The 16,707-nt window shown below is 63.4% G+C and carries 22 protein-coding genes; 13 read left to right on the top strand and 9 right to left on the bottom strand.

Annotation, left to right across the window (positions count from 1 at the left end):
• Nucleotides 1–74 precede the first annotated feature (74 nt).
• From XH96_RS22975 to XH96_RS22965, 3 genes are all read right to left on the bottom strand, one after another.
• On the bottom strand, nt 75–284 hold the full coding sequence (locus tag XH96_RS22975) for a cold-shock protein (RefSeq protein ID WP_015686739.1): 210 nt from the start codon (nt 282–284) through the stop codon (nt 75–77).
• 260 nt (nt 285–544) lie between these two features.
• Nucleotides 545–877: a DHCW motif cupin fold protein gene (locus tag XH96_RS22970; protein WP_194387789.1), complete on the bottom strand. Its 333-nt coding sequence runs from the start codon at nt 875–877 to the stop codon at nt 545–547.
• Between the two features lie 60 nt (nt 878–937).
• Nucleotides 938–2,200: an MFS transporter gene (locus XH96_RS22965; RefSeq protein WP_194387788.1), complete on the bottom strand. Its 1,263-nt coding sequence runs from the start codon at nt 2,198–2,200 to the stop codon at nt 938–940.
• Nucleotides 2,201–2,295: 95 nt separating this feature from the next.
• Between XH96_RS22965 and XH96_RS22960 the strand changes: the two genes are divergently transcribed.
• From XH96_RS22960 to XH96_RS22940, 5 genes are all read left to right on the top strand, one after another.
• On the top strand, nt 2,296–2,748 hold the full coding sequence (locus XH96_RS22960) for a helix-turn-helix domain-containing protein (protein ID WP_194387787.1): 453 nt from the start codon (nt 2,296–2,298) through the stop codon (nt 2,746–2,748).
• A gap of 162 nt (nt 2,749–2,910) precedes the next feature.
• Nucleotides 2,911–4,509 carry a glutamine-hydrolyzing GMP synthase gene (gene guaA / locus XH96_RS22955; protein WP_194387786.1) on the top strand — a complete coding sequence of 533 codons (1,599 nt, stop codon included), beginning with the start codon at nt 2,911–2,913 and terminating at the stop codon, nt 4,507–4,509.
• Nucleotides 4,510–4,803: 294 nt separating this feature from the next.
• A complete protein-coding gene (locus XH96_RS22950) occupies nt 4,804–5,133 on the top strand; it encodes a hypothetical protein (protein WP_194387785.1) in 330 nt (109 codons plus the stop codon).
• A gap of 272 nt (nt 5,134–5,405) precedes the next feature.
• Nucleotides 5,406–5,690, top strand: a complete 285-nt coding sequence (locus XH96_RS22945; protein WP_194387784.1) for a hypothetical protein — start codon at nt 5,406–5,408, stop codon at nt 5,688–5,690.
• Nucleotides 5,687–6,127: a PIN domain-containing protein gene (locus tag XH96_RS22940; RefSeq protein ID WP_194387783.1), complete on the top strand. Its 441-nt coding sequence runs from the start codon at nt 5,687–5,689 to the stop codon at nt 6,125–6,127. Before XH96_RS22945 ends, XH96_RS22940 begins: the two co-directional genes overlap by 4 nt.
• A 56-nt stretch (nt 6,128–6,183) precedes the next feature.
• On the opposite strand, the gene XH96_RS22935 is transcribed toward XH96_RS22940, so the two are convergent.
• From XH96_RS22935 to XH96_RS22925, 3 genes are all read right to left on the bottom strand, one after another.
• Nucleotides 6,184–6,618 carry a type II toxin-antitoxin system VapC family toxin gene (locus XH96_RS22935; RefSeq protein ID WP_194387782.1) on the bottom strand — a complete coding sequence of 145 codons (435 nt, stop codon included), beginning with the start codon at nt 6,616–6,618 and terminating at the stop codon, nt 6,184–6,186.
• Complete coding sequence (locus tag XH96_RS22930) at nt 6,615–6,914, bottom strand: hypothetical protein (RefSeq protein WP_194387781.1); 300 nt, start codon at nt 6,912–6,914, stop codon at nt 6,615–6,617. Before XH96_RS22930 ends, XH96_RS22935 begins: the two co-directional genes overlap by 4 nt.
• A 378-nt stretch (nt 6,915–7,292) precedes the next feature.
• Nucleotides 7,293–7,691, bottom strand: a complete 399-nt coding sequence (locus tag XH96_RS22925; protein WP_194387780.1) for a RidA family protein — start codon at nt 7,689–7,691, stop codon at nt 7,293–7,295.
• Nucleotides 7,692–7,852: 161 nt separating this feature from the next.
• Between XH96_RS22925 and XH96_RS22920 the strand changes: the two genes are divergently transcribed.
• The 4 genes from XH96_RS22920 (at nt 7,853) to XH96_RS22905 (ending at nt 12,048) form a co-directional block, all read left to right on the top strand.
• Nucleotides 7,853–8,446 carry a TetR/AcrR family transcriptional regulator gene (locus XH96_RS22920; RefSeq protein WP_194387779.1) on the top strand — a complete coding sequence of 198 codons (594 nt, stop codon included), beginning with the start codon at nt 7,853–7,855 and terminating at the stop codon, nt 8,444–8,446.
• Nucleotides 8,447–8,573: 127 nt separating this feature from the next.
• Nucleotides 8,574–9,641 (top strand): linear amide C-N hydrolase, encoded by a 1,068-nt coding sequence (locus XH96_RS22915; RefSeq protein WP_194387778.1) that lies wholly within the window; start codon nt 8,574–8,576, stop codon nt 9,639–9,641.
• A 130-nt stretch (nt 9,642–9,771) separates the two neighbouring features.
• On the top strand, nt 9,772–11,031 hold the full coding sequence (locus XH96_RS22910; protein ID WP_194387777.1) for a serine hydrolase: 1,260 nt from the start codon (nt 9,772–9,774) through the stop codon (nt 11,029–11,031).
• 135 nt (nt 11,032–11,166) lie between these two features.
• Entirely contained in the window at nt 11,167–12,048 is an 882-nt protein-coding gene (locus tag XH96_RS22905; protein ID WP_194387776.1) for a GyrI-like domain-containing protein, read from the top strand.
• 54 nt (nt 12,049–12,102) lie between these two features.
• Here XH96_RS22905 and XH96_RS22900 read toward each other — a convergent pair whose 3' ends face one another.
• Entirely contained in the window at nt 12,103–12,474 is a 372-nt protein-coding gene (locus XH96_RS22900; RefSeq protein ID WP_194387775.1) for an AraC family ligand binding domain-containing protein, read from the bottom strand.
• Between the two features lie 175 nt (nt 12,475–12,649).
• On the opposite strand from XH96_RS22900, the gene XH96_RS22895 reads away from it, so the two are divergent.
• Both XH96_RS22895 and XH96_RS22890 read left to right on the top strand, forming a co-directional pair.
• Nucleotides 12,650–13,312: an SRPBCC family protein gene (locus XH96_RS22895; RefSeq protein WP_194387774.1), complete on the top strand. Its 663-nt coding sequence runs from the start codon at nt 12,650–12,652 to the stop codon at nt 13,310–13,312.
• A complete protein-coding gene (locus XH96_RS22890; RefSeq protein WP_194387773.1) occupies nt 13,312–13,674 on the top strand; it encodes a helix-turn-helix transcriptional regulator in 363 nt (120 codons plus the stop codon). The genes XH96_RS22895 and XH96_RS22890 overlap by 1 nt, the downstream gene beginning before the upstream one ends.
• A gap of 31 nt (nt 13,675–13,705) precedes the next feature.
• Here the strand turns inward: XH96_RS22890 and XH96_RS22885 are convergent, their stop codons facing one another.
• Entirely contained in the window at nt 13,706–14,587 is an 882-nt protein-coding gene (locus XH96_RS22885) for a LysR family transcriptional regulator (RefSeq protein ID WP_194387772.1), read from the bottom strand.
• Nucleotides 14,588–14,738: 151 nt separating this feature from the next.
• Between XH96_RS22885 and XH96_RS22880 the strand changes: the two genes are divergently transcribed.
• Nucleotides 14,739–15,392, top strand: a complete 654-nt coding sequence (locus tag XH96_RS22880) for a hydrolase (protein WP_194387771.1) — start codon at nt 14,739–14,741, stop codon at nt 15,390–15,392.
• 109 nt (nt 15,393–15,501) lie between these two features.
• Here the strand turns inward: XH96_RS22880 and XH96_RS22875 are convergent, their stop codons facing one another.
• Nucleotides 15,502–15,999: a peptide deformylase gene (locus XH96_RS22875; protein WP_194387770.1), complete on the bottom strand. Its 498-nt coding sequence runs from the start codon at nt 15,997–15,999 to the stop codon at nt 15,502–15,504.
• Between the two features lie 80 nt (nt 16,000–16,079).
• Between XH96_RS22875 and XH96_RS22870 the strand changes: the two genes are divergently transcribed.
• On the top strand, nt 16,080–16,664 hold the full coding sequence (locus tag XH96_RS22870) for a TetR/AcrR family transcriptional regulator (protein WP_194387769.1): 585 nt from the start codon (nt 16,080–16,082) through the stop codon (nt 16,662–16,664).
• Nucleotides 16,665–16,707: the final 43 nt, after the last annotated feature.

Here is a 16,707-nt window from a genome sequence, read left to right as displayed (position 1 = left end):
CCGGATCCCGGTCGCGGGGCTTTCTTGTTCTGGCGTTCTGCCGGTACGTCCGTGGTCAGAACGATGCGCAGGCGTTAGCCGACGCGGAGATTGTCAGCCGACGACTTGCCGCTGCGGCGGTCGGCGACGATGTCGAACGAGACCTTCTGGCCCTCGTTGAGGGTGGAGAGGCCGGCGCGCTCGACCGCGCTGATGTGCACGAACACGTCCTTCTGGCCGTCGTCCGGCTGGATGAAACCATAACCCTTTTGGGTGTTGAACCACTTCACGGTGCCCATAGCCATGGGTATTTCCTTTGTTAGAGATGGTACGCACGCGGACCGGTACGCGTCGCTGCGCCCATGATCCTGTTCAGTCGATTTTTGGAGAAGTCATCTGAAGCGTGCGCGCCCGTCTGTAACGAAGCGAAGCGGCCCAGTCGTTCGGCCAAGTATCGATGATCACAATATAGCGAGAATTTGGGGCCACTTCAAGGCACCACCCGTGGCTCGGGATGTCGCGTCTCTTTGCTATTTTGCGGTGCAAATAAACCGCCCGGGGCGCATCAGTCCACGATGAAAAGCGTGGCGCCGGTGGCCGTCGAGGACCGGTGTGCGGCGTCGCCGAAATCCGAGACCTGGTAGCTCATGCCGGCCGTCAGCTTGAATTTTCGCCCGTCGCGCAGCTCGGAGTCGAGCTCGCCCTTCAGCACGTAGAGCACGTGGCCGCGATCGCACCAATGATCGGCGAGATAGCCCGGCGAATATTCCACCATCCGCACCCGGAGATCGCCGATATTGAGCGTGCGCCACTTGGCCTCACCGCTCTCGCCGGGATGCGTGGTCGCCTCGATCCGGCTCCAGTCGGTGACGGTAAAGGGGGAGGTAGGGAGTTTCATGGAAGGATCCTGTCTTGATGGGGTGCATCGCTTGTTAGCCGATGCCGATTTCCGTGCATTTTACCTGGGCGGCGAGGGCGTCAGCGCACAGCCGGCCGCCTCTTGCATCCTGCTCGCATGGATGACCCAGACCAGCAGAGCGGCGGCGCTGATGCCGGAACCCAGCATGCAAACGCCGCTCCACCCCATCATCGCGTACACCATGGTCGCCGCGATTCCGCCAGCCGCGCTGCCGATCGAGTAGAACACCATGTAGCCGCCGACCAGCCTGCTCGCTGCGTCGGGACGGGCGGCGACGATCAGGCTCTGGCTGGTCACATGCACGGCCTGCAGCCCGAGATCCAGCATGATCACGCCTGCGACGACGAACCAGAGCGAGACCTGCAGGCAGGCGATCGCGCCCCAGGCGGCGAGCATCAGCATCAGCGACAGTCCGGTGGTGCGTTGGGCCCATCCGAGGTCGGCGAGACGGCCGGCATTGCGCGCGCCGAGTGCTCCGGCGAAGCCGGCGACCCCGAGCAGTCCAATCGTCGTGTGCGACAGCAGGAAAGGGGGCGCCGAAAGCGGCAGTACGATCGACGTCCAGAACACGTTGAGATCGGCAAAGATCAGGAACGCAAACAGGGCGCGCTGGCGCAGGATCGGCTCCTCGACGAACAGGGCCGCCGTCGAGCGCAATAGCGACAGATACGAGGAGCCGGCCATGGCCGCATGCGGACCGCGGGGCAGGACGCGCAACAGCAGGGCGGCCATGGCGAGCATGAGGCCGGCCGAGACCAGGTAGACCGTGCGCCAGCCGCCGATATCGGCCAGCGCGCCCGAGGCGAAACGCGCGAGCAGGATTCCCCCGACGACGCCGCTGGTCACTGTCCCGATGGCGCGGCCCCGGCCATCCGGTGTCGCGAGCGTTGCGGCAAAGGCGACCAGGACTTGCACGACGACGGCAAGCACGCCGACCAGCGTCAGTCCCGCGAGCAGGACCGTGGTGTGCGATGCGGTGCCGACGACCACGAGACCGATCGCTGACAGTGCAATCTGGCCGGCGATCAGTCGCCGGCGATCCCAGAGGTCGCCGAGCGGCACGATCAGGATCAGGCCGAACGCGTAGCCGATCTGTGTGAAGGTCACGACCATGCCGATCGCTGCGGGAGCGATGCCGAGGTCCTGGGCCATCGCGTCGAGCAGTGGCTGGGCGAAGTAGATGTTGGCGACGCTGAGGCCGCAAGCCAGCGCGAGCAGCAGCGCCATAGCGGAAGAAAGCCCGTGCCCGGCCGTCCCGGCGTTAGTTCTCGGATTGCCCCTGGTGAGGTTGCCGCTGGTCATTCGTCATCTCCGGTACGGTTCCTTTGGTCTTATAATAGGACCAGTTGCGACCGGCACTGTCCAGTCTTATCTTAGAACCAGATGGGAGCGGGAGCATGAAGCGGACAGGTTTTTCCGAGGCCGACTGCCCGGTGGCGCGCGCGCTCGATGCAATCGGAGACTGGTGGTCGCTCCTGATCGTGCGCGATGCTTTCGACGGGCTGCGCCGGTTCGGCGATTTCCAGAAGAACCTCGGCATTGCCAAGGGCATGCTCAGCACGCGCCTGCGCAAGCTGGTCGAGCTCGACGTGCTCGAACTGGTTCCGGCTTCCGACGGCAGCGCGTATCAGGAATACGCGCTGACAAGGCGGGGACGCGACTTGTTTCCTGTCATCGTCGGTTTGCGCCAATGGGGCGAGGCGCATCTCTATGCGCGCGGCGAGGCGCATTCCGACCTCGTGGACCAGACAGGCCAGCCGGTTGGGCCACTGGTGCTGCCGTCGCGAACCGGCCGGCCGCTGACGTGGTCCGACACGAAGGTGCGAAAGGTCGGCGCGCGCAAGCGCTGATGGCGCGGCGCAGACGGCGTTCTCCCTGATCGACCCTTTTCAGAGTGGGTCGATAATAGGTCATGATTACTGACCTATATCCGCTTGTCCATGCCCAAAGAAGCATGTGGGCGCGCGGCGTCCGCGGTTGCGGCGCGCCCGCTGCCAGCGTATCTGCTGGCCATGACAGCAGCACAGAACGACCGCTCCGCGTCGACGCCCTCGGTGGCCTCGGCGCACGACAAGATTCTCATCGTCGACTTCGGCAGCCAGGTGACGCAGCTGATCGCGCGCCGCGTGCGCGAGGACGGCGTCTATTGCGAGATCGTGCCGTTCAACAAGGCCGAAGAGGCCTTCAAGGAGATGAAGCCGAAGGCGGTGATCCTCTCCGGCGGCCCCGAGTCCGTGCACGAGGCCGGCTCGCCCCGCGCGCCGCAATTGATCTTCGCCTCCGGCGTGCCCGTGATGGGCATCTGCTACGGCCAGATGACCATGGCAGCCCAGCTGGGCGGCGAGGTCGAGGGCGGTCATCACCGCGAATTCGGACGCGCCGATGTCGAGGTCAAGGCCGAGAGCAAGCTGTTCGAGGACGTCTGGTCGTCAGGCAGCAAGAACCAGGTCTGGATGAGCCATGGCGACCGCATCACCAGGATGCCGCCGGGCTTCTCCGTCGCCGGCACGTCGCCGAACGCGCCGTTTGCGATCATCCAGGACGAGACGCGCAAATATTACGGCCTGATGTTCCATCCCGAAGTGGTGCACACGCCCGACGGCGCCAAGCTCATCCGCAACTTCGTGCGCAGGATCGCCGGCCTCACCGGCGACTGGACCATGCGCGCCTTCCGCGAGGAGGAGATCGCCAAGATCCGCGCGCAGGTCGGCAAGGGCAGGGTGATCTGCGGCCTCTCCGGCGGCGTCGATTCCGCGGTCGCGGCCGTGCTGATCCACGAAGCCATCGGCGACCAGCTCACCTGCGTCTTCGTCGATCACGGCTTGATGCGCCTCAACGAGGCCGAGCAGGTCGTCGACCTGTTCCGCCACCACTACAACATCCCGCTCGTGCACGTGGATGCCTCCAAGCAATTTTTGGGCGAGCTCGAAGGCGTCACCGATCCCGAAGCCAAGCGCAAGACCATCGGCCGCCTCTTCATCGAGGTGTTCGAAGCCGAGGCCAAGAAGATCGGCGGCGCCGACTTCCTGGCGCAAGGCACGCTCTACCCCGACGTGATCGAGAGCGTCTCCTTCACCGGCGGGCCTTCCGTCACCATCAAGTCGCACCACAATGTCGGCGGTCTCCCTGAGCGCATGAACATGAAGCTGGTCGAGCCCCTGCGCGAGCTGTTCAAGGACGAGGTGCGCAAGCTCGGCCGTGAACTGGGCCTTCCCGAAATCTTCGTCGGGCGCCACCCGTTCCCGGGCCCGGGCCTCGCCATCCGCTGCCCCGGCGAGATCACCAAGGACAAGCTCGACATCCTGCGCAAGGCGGACGCTGTCTACATCGACCAGATCAGGAAGCACGGTCTCTACGACGAGATCTGGCAGGCGTTTGCCGTGCTGCTTCCCGTGAAGACGGTGGGCGTCATGGGCGACGGCCGCACCTACGACTACGTCGTGGGCCTGCGCGCCGTCACCTCCACCGACGGCATGACCGCGGACTTCTACCAGTTCGACATGAAGTTTCTGGGCGAGACCGCCACGCGCATCATCAACGAGGTGAAGGGCGTGAACCGGGTAGTGTACGACGTGACGAGCAAGCCGCCCGGGACGATTGAATGGGAGTAATCAGAATCCCTTGAGTTGTCTTAGTCTAGGCGAAAACACTCGAAGTGGGTGACCGCATGGGAGATGTATGCGGCGGTTTTTCCCACAGAAGCCATTTTTCTAGATGCGAGCTACGCCTGAATGGGCGGCGGGACGTGAGTGCTGTCGCTCTGAATGACCCAGAGCCGGCGGGTTAGAGTACCGCATAATCTGTCGCTGCGCGAGGTCGGCGCCTGCCGGACGGACATCAAATCAATACGCAGGCCCCAAGGGTCAGTTGAATAGCTGCTGAACAGCATTAAGGAGTGCCACTCCGTGACAACAGGCCAGTTCACTGCCTTTTATCCATCGCGGCCATTTTGGGCGTGCAGTGAACCCGACTTTTCAAGTCGGGAGCGCGAAGGCTGGCATCGTGACCAAATGACAAAAGAGGTCTTTTCGTGTGAGACGGGTTCTTACAAGATAAAAATCTGCAGGGACGGCCGGATCATGCTCCGCATTGAGGCTTTGGAAGGAGATCAGGAGCAAAGCAAACCTGGGCGGATTGAGGACATCGTAAGAAGGTGGGGCGAATATCTCGATTTCCTAAACACCTTCTACCTCCTGCTCGACTCGGCGATGTTGGAAATCGCCAATTGTCCATAAGTCGGAATATGTGCCGAACGCAACGGACACTCAGCTTGCACTGAAAACAGCACAAGTGATGATCCAACGGATGTGGGGCATTTCCTTTATCCCGAACCTTAGCTATTCGGTAACCCACTTATGATGCCCAACGCTCCCGTGAGCGTAACAAACCTTAGGATGGGTAGAGCGCAGCGAACCCATTCTTGATTGGGGATCGCTTTCCTCCACCCACACAACCTGTCCAGTCTGCAAACCTTGCAATCGATTACATATAGTCGTATGTAATCCGCATGGCCCACATCAGCATCCGCGATCTCCAGAAGATTTCCGGCGAGGCGATCGGGGCGCTGCCGGGGCCGACGCCTGTGAAGTCGGGCGAGCGGACGGTGGGGTTGCTGATCCCGCTCAAGTCGGCCGATCCCGATCGTTTGGCCGCGGTGTTGAGGCGCGCCGAGAAGCTCGCCAAGGGGCGCGACGCGGCTGCGGACGACGCGGCGCTGGCCGCATTCGGCGATGTCGATCCGGTCGATTGGTCCGTCGCCACCGTGAAAGCCCTGACGGGCAAGCCGAAGTGAAACTGCCGTCGACGACGATCGTCATCGACGCGGCCATCCTGATTGCCGCCGCTCGGGGCCGAAGCTCCGGCGCAATGCTGAAAGCCGCCGCGGGCGCGATCCTGGTCACGACGGACCGCGTCATCCAGGAAGCGCGCGGACGGATCGAGCTCGGATTGAAGCGCCCGGAGCTGCTCGATGTGCTCGACGATCTCGCGGAGTTGCTCACGGTTGTCCCTGTCGCCGCCCTCGAACCTGATCTTGTTCGCTGCGAAGAATTCCTTCGCGACTCCGTGCCGAGCCGCAACGGTTCAGTGCGCGACGCGCACGTGCTAGCGCTGGCCTGGAGTGTCGAGGCCGATGTTTGGACGACAGACCGCGACTTCGCGGGAACAGGCGTTGCGACCTGGTCGACGCCGAACCTGATGCGGGGGCTTGCCGAAGCCGGCGCGCGCTAGTCTAGCGCGTAGGATGCGTGGAGCGCAGCCAAACCCATCGCGACAACACAACGAGATCAATGGGTGTCGCTTCGGACCGGGTTGAAGACCGTGATCCCGGCAAAATCCTTTTCGTTGTCCGTCACCACCACGCAGTCGTTCGCAGCGGCGACGGCGGCGATGATCATGTCGAGCGCGTTTCGCGGTTTGCCCGTCGTCTTGCCTTCGGCCATCAGTCGCGCCCAGACGAGTCCCGCCTTGTCGTCGAAGGACAGGATGCGGGCTGCAAAAAGCGCCTGCGGTCCTTCAGGCCCTGAGAACCAGACGTCGAGGAGATCGCGCTTCTTGCCTCGCTGTTTCTCCAAAATGCCGCGGCGGATTTCCGCAACGGTCAAGGAGGCGATGAACAGGTCCTCGTCGCGCTGCATCGACATCCATGACATCAGCGATTCCGACGGTCGCGGCTTGACGACGTTGCTGATGATGTTGGTGTCGAGGAGATAGCGCGTCACAGGTCGACCTTGCGGCTCTTTTCGCGGGGGCGAAACAAGTCGAGATCGGCTCCGACGAGCGGGGAGCGACGCAATGCGGCAAGGATGCCGCCCGGCTTGGGCGGCTGGCCTCCGACCGATTTGCTCACGGTGGCGCGAAGCTCCAAGGCCTCTGGCGTGTCCTCCGACAGCCGTTTGGCGAGCGAACGGATCAAATCGCGGTCGGCATTCCGGCCGAGCACTTCGAAACGCGCCAAGCCGCGCTTACTGAGGCGGGACCGATAGTTCTGGATGGCGCGCTTCTGTGAGTTTCCCATGCCGTCCTCGGGTATTTCCAGTAATATAGCCGGAAAACCGGAGACTACAACTGGCGCGAGCCGGCGTGCCGGTCGCGATCGGCGCGCAGCACCCCGGCACAAACGCGAGATGTCCCGGATAGTGTCGCATGATACGAAATTCGGAGACTTATCCGGAGCCGCTACACTGTGAATGTCTGGCGTGAGGCGGGCCGGCATCGATGCTGCCGACAAACGCAAGCACGCGCGGCTGCGTGGATAGAGCAGCGATATGGGCGCGGAGGGTGCGGCGTGTCGTTGAGCAGTTCGATCAGCGCGCCGCCGGCGAGATCGACCGCGACATGGGAGCGAGGCGCCTGCGCCGGCCCGAAGCTCATCGAACCGCTTCGACAGCAACGCCTATGTCGCTTGGGGAATGCGAGCGATCACCTTGATCTCGAAATCGAAGCCGGCAAGCCAGTTCACACCGATCGCCGTCCAGTTGGGATAGGGCGGAGCGCTGAAGATCTGGTTCTTGACGGCCATGATGGTCTCGAACTGGTTTTCGGGATCCGTGTGAAACGTCGTCACATCGACGATATCGGCGAAGGAGCAGCCGGCGGCTTCCAGCGTCGCCTGCAGGTTGTCGAAGGCCAATCGGACCTGACGTCCGAAATCAGGTTCGGGGGTCCCATCGGAACGGCTGCCGACCTGCCCGGAGACAAAGAGAAGGTCGCCGGATCGGATCGCGGCCGAATAGCCATGGGCCTCGTAAAGTGCATGCCTGTTGGCGGGAAAGACCGCTTCTCGCTGTGCCATCTCATGATTCCTTTTCATCGCTGCCGGCATGCAAGGAGCGAGCGCGAACGACCAAGGTTCACGCGGTCGCCCTTTGACATACGGAGCGTATGTGAGATACAGACATACGTGGCGTATGTCAATTCACATACGCTGCGTATGTGAGCTCGGGGCGACCATTGATGGCGAAGCGGCGCATCGAAAGGATGGAGGAGAACCACGCAAAGCTGATCGCGGCGGCGCGAAAGGCCTTTGCCGAGAAGGGCTACTCTGCCGCCTCCATGGATGAGTTGACCGCCGATGTCGGTCTGACGCGAGGGGCCCTTTACCACAATTTCGGGGACAAGCGTGGGCTGCTGGCTGCGGTGGTTCACCAGATCGACGCTGAGATGGCTTCGCGTGCGCAGCAGATCGGCGGCCAGGCGGGAGACGACTGGGAGGGGCTGCTGGCCGAGGGCGCGGCCTATATCGAGATGGCGCTCGATCCCGAAGTCCAGCGCATTGTTCTGCTCGACGGGCCGGCGGTCCTGGGAGATCCATCGCAATGGCCGAGCCAGAACAGTTGCCTGCAGGCGACCAAGGCGACCGTGGAGCGGCTGATTGCACGGGGAATTCTGAGGCCGGTGGACACCGAGGCCGCAGCGCGGCTTCTCAACGGCGCCGCGCTCAACGCCGCCCTCTGGATTGCGGCCAGCAAGGATCCCAAAAAGGTTCTCCCGAAAGCTGTCGAGGCCTTCCGTTGCCTGGCTTCGGGGCTGCTTGCAAAACCGGTGTGACCTCAGTCGCCGGGGACAAGCACGCTGGCTCCGTGCACCTCGCAGTTTGACTTACCTCATGATGACGGATCATCGAAGCTTGTAGCGTGCTCTTGTCGGTTCAAGAGCTATCGCGAGTTCGATGACAATGAAGAGTCCGGCCCTATCGCGCATTTTCCTGGCGAGCATGGCGGCTGTGATCGCCGTTGCACCATCGCTCTCGCTCGCCTGTACGCGGCTGGTTTATCTCGGCGCCAACAACCAGGTCGTCACGGCGCGGTCGATGGACTGGCGGTTTGAGATGCCGACCAATCTCTGGATCTTCCCGAGAGGCATGGCGCGCAGCGGAGAGGGCGGACCGAACTCGCTGAAATGGAAATCCAAGTTCGGCAGCGTTGTTGCTTCCGCTTACGAGGTTTCGACATCGGACGGGATGAACGAGGCAGGGCTGGTCGCCAACGTCCTCTGGCTCACCGAATCCGAATACCCGAAGCTGGATTCCGGCAAGCCCGGCCTGTCCATTGCCGCCTGGGCCCAATACGTGCTCGACAATTTCGCCACCGTCCGGGACGCGGTTGCGGTCCTCGAGACCGATCCTTTCACGATCGTCACCGACAACGTGCCCGGACAGAAATTGCTCACCACGCTTCACCTGTCTCTCTCGGATGCCACGGGCGACAGCGCGATCATCGAATACATCAATGGCCGGCCGGTCATCCATCACGACCGCAAGTACCAGGTGATGACGAATTCCCCGATCTTCGAACAGCAACTGGCGCTGAACGAGTATTGGAAGGAGATCGGCGGCACGGTGATGCTGCCGGGCACGAACCGTGCGGCAGACCGGTTCGTGCGTGCGTCCTTCTACGTCGACGCGATTCCGAAAGATGAAGATCCCGACCGCGCCGTCGCCAGCGTCTTCAGCGTGATCCGCAACGTGTCCGTGCCGTTCGGCATTTCAACGCCGGAGCAGCCGAACATTTCCTCGACGCGGTGGCGCACCGTCGCCGACCATCAGCGCAAGCTGTACTTCTTCGAATCCGTGCTGACCCCGAACATATTCTGGGTGGATCTCAAGGCGATCGATTTCTCACCTGAGAAGGGAAAAGTGAAGAAGCTCGATCTGGGGCTCCAACAGTCGCGCATTTTCTCCGGCGATGCGACGGCGAAATTCGAGGCGGCTGAGCCATTCAAGTTCCTGGGCCCGCCCATGTGAGCAGCACCCGCTGCGAAGCGTCGCAGCGGGGCCAATAGGATCGTGCGTAGCGCCCCGGCGCAAACGTCGGATCTCCGTCACGTTCTCCCGTGATAGGTGATCCGTATGGTCCCCTCCGGAGCTCGCCTTCATGTCCGTCGCTACTGCTGCCAGCCAGTCATCCGCCACTGCCGCCGCCACCGACCCCGAAACCCTCGGCTGGATGCGCGGCTTCCCGCCGGCACCCGACCGCACCATCACCTTCCAGAACGGCTCGTTCCGCAGCTTCCCCGAACTGCGCTGGGCATGGAGCAACATCCGCCAGCTGGTGCCGACGGTGAACGTCTGGCGCGGGGCAGGGCCTGCGTCGGTGCTGCCGTGCGCGGACCACGACATCGGCGCGGTCGCCTCGACCACGATGGACGGCCGGCCCATGACCTTCGCAAAGATGCTGGAGGAGACGTACACCGACGGCATCGCCGTGCTGCATCGGGGCAGGCTGATCTATGAGCGCTATTTCGGCGCGCTGCAGCCGCACAAGCCGCATATCGGGATGTCGGTGACGAAGTCGTTCACCGGCGTGCTCGCCGGCATTCTGGTCGCCGAGGGCAAGATCGATCCGCAGGCACCGGTGACGGACTACGTGCCGGAGCTGAAGGCGAGCGCGTTCGGCGACGCGCGCGTGCACGAGGTCATGGATATGACCACGGGGCTTCTCTACACCGAGGTCTACACCGACAAGAATTCGGACGTGTGGGGCCTGCGGCGCGCCAACGGCATGGCGCCGATCCCGGCGGATTATGACGGCCCGACCACCATCTTCGATTTCCTCATCGCGCAGAAGAAGCAGGGCGAGCACGGCAAGGCCTTCGCCTACAAGACCGTCAACACCGACGTGCTGGCCTGGATCATCCGGCGCGCCAGCGGCATGACGCTGTCGGAGTTCTTGTCCGAGCGGATCTGGCAGCCGATGGGCGCGGAGGAGGACGCGTATTATCACGTCGACCGCATCGGCACCGAGAGCGGCGGCGGCGGTCTCTCCACGACTTTGCGCGATCTCGCCCGCTTCGGCGAAACCATGCGCAATCACGGCCGCTTCAACGGCCGCCAGATCGTGCCTTCAACGGTTGTCGAGGACATCGCGCGCGGCGGCGACCCCGAGAAATTCAAGCCGGCCGGCTACACCACGCTGCCGGGCGCGTCCTACCGCAATCAATGGTGGGTCACCCACAACTCCCACGGCGCCTACATGGCGCGCGGCGTCTACGGCCAGGGCATCTACATCGATCCCAGGGCCGAGATGGTGATCGCCCGTTACGCCTCGCACCCCATGGCGGGCAACGCCGCCAACGACCCCGTGACGCTGCCGGCGTATATGGCGCTGGCGAAGGCGCTGATGGCGCGCGGGTAGGGCGCGTCGTCCGTCACGCACTCGCTGTCATCGCCCAGGCCAGTCGGGCAACGACAGTGTGCCTAAAACCGCAAGATCGGTCGAGCACGCCACGGCCGTTCACGCCTAGATGAGCCCCGCCACGGAGGAGGGACGATGAAGGCGGCGATGCAAAACTATCAGGCCCGGATGCGTCGGGTGCTGGACCATATCGACCGGCATCTCGACGATGATCTGGACCTGGAAAGTTTGAGCGCTGTTGCGGCCTTCTCGAAATTCCATTTCCACCGGCAGTTCACGGCGACCTTCGGGCTGTCAGTGCACCGCTACGTCCAGCTGGCCCGTCTGAAGCGCGCGTCGCATCAGCTCGCCTTCGCCGACGCCCAAAGCGTCACGGACATTGCGATGGATGCCGGCTACGAAGCACCGGATGCCTTTGCCCGCGCCTTCCGGCAACGGTTCGGGCAATCGCCATCGTCGTTCCGGAACTCTCCCGAGTGGGAGCCGTGGCTTGCGGCCTTCGGGCCTCTCGATATCGCGAGGAGCAAGCTCATGCAGAGAACTTTCACGACTGACGACGTGACGATCCGCGATGTGCCCACCACAAGGGTGGCGATCATGGAGCATCGGGGCGACCCGGCGACGCTTCCCGCCACCATCCAGCGCTTCATCGCGTGGCGGAAGGCGGCGGGCCTGCACCCCAGCACAAACCCGACCTTCAACGTCTGGCGTTCCGAGCGGCGTCCTGCGCGCCCGGCCGATTACAGCGTGGATCTTTGTGTCGGCACCGAGCAGCCGATCGCGGCTGATGGCGACGGGATCAAGGCCGGCGAGATCCCAGGCGGACGCTGCGCGGTGCTGCGTGTCGTCGGCTACACCGACAATCTGGAGCCGGCCGCGCTCTACTTCTATCGCGACTGGCTGCCGGGCAGCGGCGAGGAAGTGCGCGACTTCCCGATCTATTGCCAGCGGCTGAGCTTCTTCCCGGAGGTGCCTGAGCACGAGACCGTCGCGGAACTGTTTCTCCCGCTGAAATAGCGGTCTCTGGGTCGGGCCCTGTCTCGCTGGATCGCAGCGGGCGGGCAGGTGACATCAACGGTTGCCACGAGCTCGCGCCTCATGCGCCTCCTGCCAGTGCGGATAGGTGACGTAGGCCGTGAGAGCGCCTTGCTCGTGCGAGCGGATGGTGACGGTCTCACCTTTCGGCATGTAGACGATCTCGCCGGGACCCGCGCTGACGGTGTCGCCGTCGCTCGTGACCGAGAGCTTCCCCTCGAGGACGATCATGACATCGTCGACGCTCATCGTCTCCTCGAGAGTCTGGTTCGGTGCGTAACGCCCGAAGCCGATCGTGATCGGTCCGCCGTGACGTTGGTCGACCAGGTTGCCGACGAAGATATCGCCGTCCTGTCCCGGCGAGCGCTCGAGCGAAGCGTCGGAGATGGCGAATTTGCGAACTTTCATGAATTCATTCCGTCTTGTGCGCGCTTGCGGGGTGGGCACCGATAGACGCCTGGGCAGGCATTTTGTTCGCATCGCCTCACGAGGCGGTTTGACGCAGCGGCGCGGCTTAATATTAGTGTTGACTTATATTAGTAACGATTGATATTCCTCCTTGAGGGAAGCAAGGAGAAACGCAATGCAGATCGACGTCGCCAGAGTCTTGGGACTTGTGACGCGCTCGGTGAGGAGCTTTGAGAAGGACGGGAAGCCGGCCAGCGCGGTGACTCTGACGCGTCTCTACGACACCGGCCTCGACGATCTCTGGGACGCCGTGACCAGCAGGGAGCGCATCCCGCGCTGGTTCGCGCCGGTCGAGGGAGACCTCCAGCTCGGCGGAAGGTATCAGGTCAAGGGCAATGCGGGCGGCACCATCACGGCCTGTACGCCGCCGACCCATTTCGCCGCGACATGGGAGTTCGGTGGCGCGACGAGCTGGATCGACGTCAAGCTGTCGGCAGAACGAAGCCAGGCGCGCCTGACGCTTGAGCACACCGCGATCATCGAGGATCATTGGAATCAGTTCGGCCCCGGTGCGGTGGGCATCGGTTGGGACCTCGCGCTTGCGGGACTGGAGCGATATCTTGCGACCGGGGCGTCGGTCGACCACGAGACGGCCGAGGCCTGGATGGTCTCGCCCGAGGGCAAGGACTTCATGACGGCAAGCGGCGAATATTGGCGTGCGGCGCATGTCGCGAGCGGGATCGATCCAGACACGGCGAAGCAGCGCTCGGACCGCACCATTGCGTTCTATCGCGGCGAGATGCCGCCCGACATCACGCATCCGGGCACAGGAAGCTGATGCACGCCTTCGAAGTCCTCGCCGATCCCGTGCGTCGTCGCATCCTCGAGCTGCTCGGCCTCAAGGAGATGGCGTCCGGCGAGGTCGTCGAAGTGATCGGGGCCGAGTTCGGCATCTCCCAGGCGGCCGTCTCGCAGCACCTCAAGGTGCTGCGCGAGAGCGGGTTTGCAAGCGTTCGGGCGGAGGCGCAAAGGCGCCTCTATTCGGTGGACGTGGCGGGGCTGCAAGCGGTCGATGCCTGGATCGGTCAGTTCAGGAATTTCTGGGAGCCGAAGCTCGACGCGCTGGCCACCGAGATCGCGCGCGGCAAACGTGAGCGTCGCAACGCGCCGCTCACCAAAAGGAGCGGGAAAAGAGCTTGAGGTGATCGCGAACTGGGCGTGAGGAGCGAGGTTACGCGGGCTGCGGGGCCGGCTCGCAATACTCGATCAGCAACTCGGTGAGGACCCGTATCTTCCGTGCGGGATGCTGGCCCGGCGGGCGGATCACATATGCACCCGCCGGAGCCGGGGGATATCGTGTCATGACCGGCACAAGCGCGCCGGAGGCCACGTATTCATGGGTGAGCCTGTCGGGAAGACAGGCGATCCCAAGTCCTGCCAGCGCAGCGAAGACCAGAGCTGTGCCATTGTCGGCCTTGAAACGACCCTGCGGACGCACCGTGAGGATCTTGTCGCCATCCATGAGTTGCCACACTTCGGTGCCCTGCATGAGGGCTTCATGGGCGAGGAGTTCCTCAGGCGATTCAGGCGACCCATGGGCCTTGATGTAGTCCGGGCTCGCGACGAGCTTCCCATAGACAGGTCCGACGCGTCTTGCGATCAGATTGGAGTCCTGAAGATAGCCAACGCGTATCGCGCAATCATATCCTTCTGCGATGAGATCGACGAACCGATCGCTGTAGCAGGTTTGGATCTGAAGATGGGGATGGCGTCGGGCCATTTCCGCAAGGATGGGAGCGAAGTGGATCGGGCCGAAAGAAAGCGGCACTGCAACTCGCAAGCGGCCGCGCAAGTCTCCGGCGGGTAGAACTGCCTCCATCGCTGCGTCGATCTCGGCGCTGACTCTGGCGGCATGGTCTCGGAAAGTGACGCCGGCTTCCGTGAGAGCAGCCCCGCGTGTCGTTCTTGCAAGCAGTTGGACGCCAAGCTCCGCTTCAAGCCGGAGCAGCCGACGACTGACGATCGATTTGGCGACGCCCAGCCGGGCCGCGGCGGACGAGATTCCCCCGGCGTCGGCGATTTCGACGAACGTCCGTATGTCTTGAATATCCAATTCAGCGTCCCTCGTTCCGCGACACGGTGTACCTCACCGCGAGACTACCGTGTCGCGTCCGGGAACACCAATCTGGGCGTCGGCTACGTCGCTGCTGGCGTACGTCTTCGAAATACCAGTGCCGCTCACAACGGCAGTAAAGGATGCAACGATGACTTTTCGTAACGGCCTTGCTTCGCTTCTTCGTCCCGAAGACTCCGTGCTCGTTCTGATCGACCATCAGCCTTACCAGCTTGCGAACGTGAACAGCCATGAACCGCAGATGGTGATCAACAACACCGCCGGTCTGGCGAAGGCCGCCAAAGCCTTCGGCGTTCCCACGATCCTGACCACGGTGATCGCTGAACGGGGTGGTCTCCTTTTCCCTCAGATCACGGACGTTTTCCCCGGCCAGGAAGTCATCGACCGGACGTTCATCAACACCTGGGAGGATCGAAAGGTGGTGGACGCGGTCAAAGCAACGGGCCGCAAGCAGCTCATCATTGCCGGCCTGTGGACCGAAGTTTGCGTTGCGATGCCGGCGATTCAAGCCCGTGGCGAAGGCTGGGATGTAACGGTGATCACCGACGCCTCTGGCGCCGTTTCGGTGGAGGCCCACCAGGTCGCAATCCAGCGCATGATCGCGGCGGGCGTGAACATGATGACCTGGCTGGCGCTCGCGGCCGAATGGCAGCGCGACTGGGCTCGAACCGATCAAGCTGCCGCGCTGACGAAGGTGATCACCCAACATGCCGGCGGTAGCGGCATCGCGTACCTGTGGGAGCAGCAGCTGCTCAACACGCCCGTACCCGGCAACGCGGGATGATCTGAGCGTGTGAGGGGGCCAGCGGCTGCGCAAGAGCGCAGGCCGCTGGCGTAGTCCATCCGTCTAGCCCCCGGCTGGGGCGGATAGCGAATTCACCTCGCTGATCCCCTCAAGATCTCGACAACTTCTCGAACTTCTTCACCAGCCGCTCGCGCTTCAGCCGCGACAGCCGCTGGAGCCAGAACATGCCGTCGAGCTGATCGATCTCGTGCTGGTGGCACACTGCGCGCAAGCCGTCCGATTCCTCATGTTGCATATTGCCATCGAGATCCTGGAAGCTGATCCGCACCCGCGCATGGCGCTGCACCTCGTCGTTGACCCCAGGCATCGACACGCTGCCCTCGCGGTGCAGGATCATCTTGGGCGAGGCCCACGTGATCTCCGGATTGACGTAAGTGCGCGCGCCGTCCTTGGCGTCGAGCTCCAGCACCACGACCCGCAAGGGCACGCCGATATGCGGCGCGGTGATGCCGATGCCGGGCGCGGCACGCATGGTCTCGAGCAAGTCGTTCGCGAGGTCGCGCAAGGACTCGTCGAAGGCGCTGACGGGGTGGGCCGGCAGCGCGAGCCGGCGGTCCGGATAGCGCACGATCGGGCGGATGGTCATGCAGGCTCCTACCACTCACTCACGGATCATTGAAGCATCCCCGGCTTGACTGCCTACCTACTGGAAGGTAGCTAAGCTCCATGAGCACCGTTTCCTCGACCGCCGACGACATTCTTGCCTGCGCCCGCACGCTGATCATCGCGGGGGGCTATAATGGCTTCAGTTACGCCGACATCGCCGATGTCGTGGGTATCCGCAAGCCGAGCGTCCACCACCATTTCGCCAGCAAGGTCGATCTGGTCCGCACCCTCGTGTCGCGCTATCGCGAGGAGGCCCAGGCCGGATTGTCGGCGCTCGAACGGAATGTCGCTGACCCCGCCGACCAGCTCAGAAACTACGTGGGGTATTGGGAGGCGTGCATCAAGGACGCGACGGCTCCCTTCTGCGTGTGCGCGCTCCTGGCCAGCGAGCTTCCCATCCTGCCTGAGGAGGTGGCGCTCGAAGTCCGCGCGCACTTCCGTTTCCTGGCATCCTGGCTGGCATCGGTCATGGAGCGCGGCAAGCGGCAGGGACGGCTCCATCTCGCCAGCACGGCGCGGGTCGAGGCCGAGGGATTCATGGCGACCGTTCACGGCGCGATGCTGTCGGCGCGCGCTTATGGCGATCCAAAGATGTTCGGAACCATCATCCGGCCGCTGCTGGACCGGCTTTCCACCAGGCACTGACGAGGTCGACACAGGCCTGTTCCGCTCAGGGCGGCCCCGCGCT

The sequence above is a fragment of the Bradyrhizobium sp. CCBAU 51765 genome, assembly GCF_015291725.1.
In the GTDB taxonomy this organism is placed as follows: Bacteria; Pseudomonadota; Alphaproteobacteria; order Rhizobiales; family Xanthobacteraceae; genus Bradyrhizobium; species Bradyrhizobium liaoningense.
Note: the sequence above shows the minus strand (reverse complement) of the source record. Positions and strands in the feature narration are given on the sequence as shown.

Excerpts from the sequence above, each read along its gene's own strand:
- XH96_RS22925 (WP_194387780.1), bottom strand. The coding sequence starts at position 7,691 with ATGGCACAGCGAGAAGCGGTCTTTCCCGCCAACAGGCATGCACTTTAC.
- XH96_RS22910 (WP_194387777.1), top strand. The coding sequence starts at position 9,772 with ATGTCCGTCGCTACTGCTGCCAGCCAGTCATCCGCCACTGCCGCCGCC.
- XH96_RS22875 (WP_194387770.1), bottom strand. The coding sequence starts at position 15,999 with ATGACCATCCGCCCGATCGTGCGCTATCCGGACCGCCGGCTCGCGCTG.
- XH96_RS22960 (WP_194387787.1), top strand. The coding sequence starts at position 2,296 with ATGAAGCGGACAGGTTTTTCCGAGGCCGACTGCCCGGTGGCGCGCGCG.
- XH96_RS22900 (WP_194387775.1), bottom strand. The coding sequence starts at position 12,474 with ATGAAAGTTCGCAAATTCGCCATCTCCGACGCTTCGCTCGAGCGCTCG.
- XH96_RS22895 (WP_194387774.1), top strand. The coding sequence starts at position 12,650 with ATGCAGATCGACGTCGCCAGAGTCTTGGGACTTGTGACGCGCTCGGTG.
- XH96_RS22970 (WP_194387789.1), bottom strand. The coding sequence starts at position 877 with ATGAAACTCCCTACCTCCCCCTTTACCGTCACCGACTGGAGCCGGATC.
- XH96_RS22915 (WP_194387778.1), top strand. The coding sequence starts at position 8,574 with ATGAAGAGTCCGGCCCTATCGCGCATTTTCCTGGCGAGCATGGCGGCT.
- XH96_RS22870 (WP_194387769.1), top strand. The coding sequence starts at position 16,080 with ATGAGCACCGTTTCCTCGACCGCCGACGACATTCTTGCCTGCGCCCGC.
- XH96_RS22945 (WP_194387784.1), top strand. The coding sequence starts at position 5,406 with ATGGCCCACATCAGCATCCGCGATCTCCAGAAGATTTCCGGCGAGGCG.
- XH96_RS22890 (WP_194387773.1), top strand. The coding sequence starts at position 13,312 with ATGCACGCCTTCGAAGTCCTCGCCGATCCCGTGCGTCGTCGCATCCTC.
- XH96_RS22965 (WP_194387788.1), bottom strand. The coding sequence starts at position 2,200 with ATGACCAGCGGCAACCTCACCAGGGGCAATCCGAGAACTAACGCCGGG.
- guaA (WP_194387786.1), top strand. The coding sequence starts at position 2,911 with ATGACAGCAGCACAGAACGACCGCTCCGCGTCGACGCCCTCGGTGGCC.
- XH96_RS22905 (WP_194387776.1), top strand. The coding sequence starts at position 11,167 with ATGAAGGCGGCGATGCAAAACTATCAGGCCCGGATGCGTCGGGTGCTG.
- XH96_RS22975 (WP_015686739.1), bottom strand. The coding sequence starts at position 284 with ATGGCTATGGGCACCGTGAAGTGGTTCAACACCCAAAAGGGTTATGGT.
- XH96_RS22930 (WP_194387781.1), bottom strand. The coding sequence starts at position 6,914 with ATGGGAAACTCACAGAAGCGCGCCATCCAGAACTATCGGTCCCGCCTC.
- XH96_RS22880 (WP_194387771.1), top strand. The coding sequence starts at position 14,739 with ATGACTTTTCGTAACGGCCTTGCTTCGCTTCTTCGTCCCGAAGACTCC.
- XH96_RS22920 (WP_194387779.1), top strand. The coding sequence starts at position 7,853 with ATGGCGAAGCGGCGCATCGAAAGGATGGAGGAGAACCACGCAAAGCTG.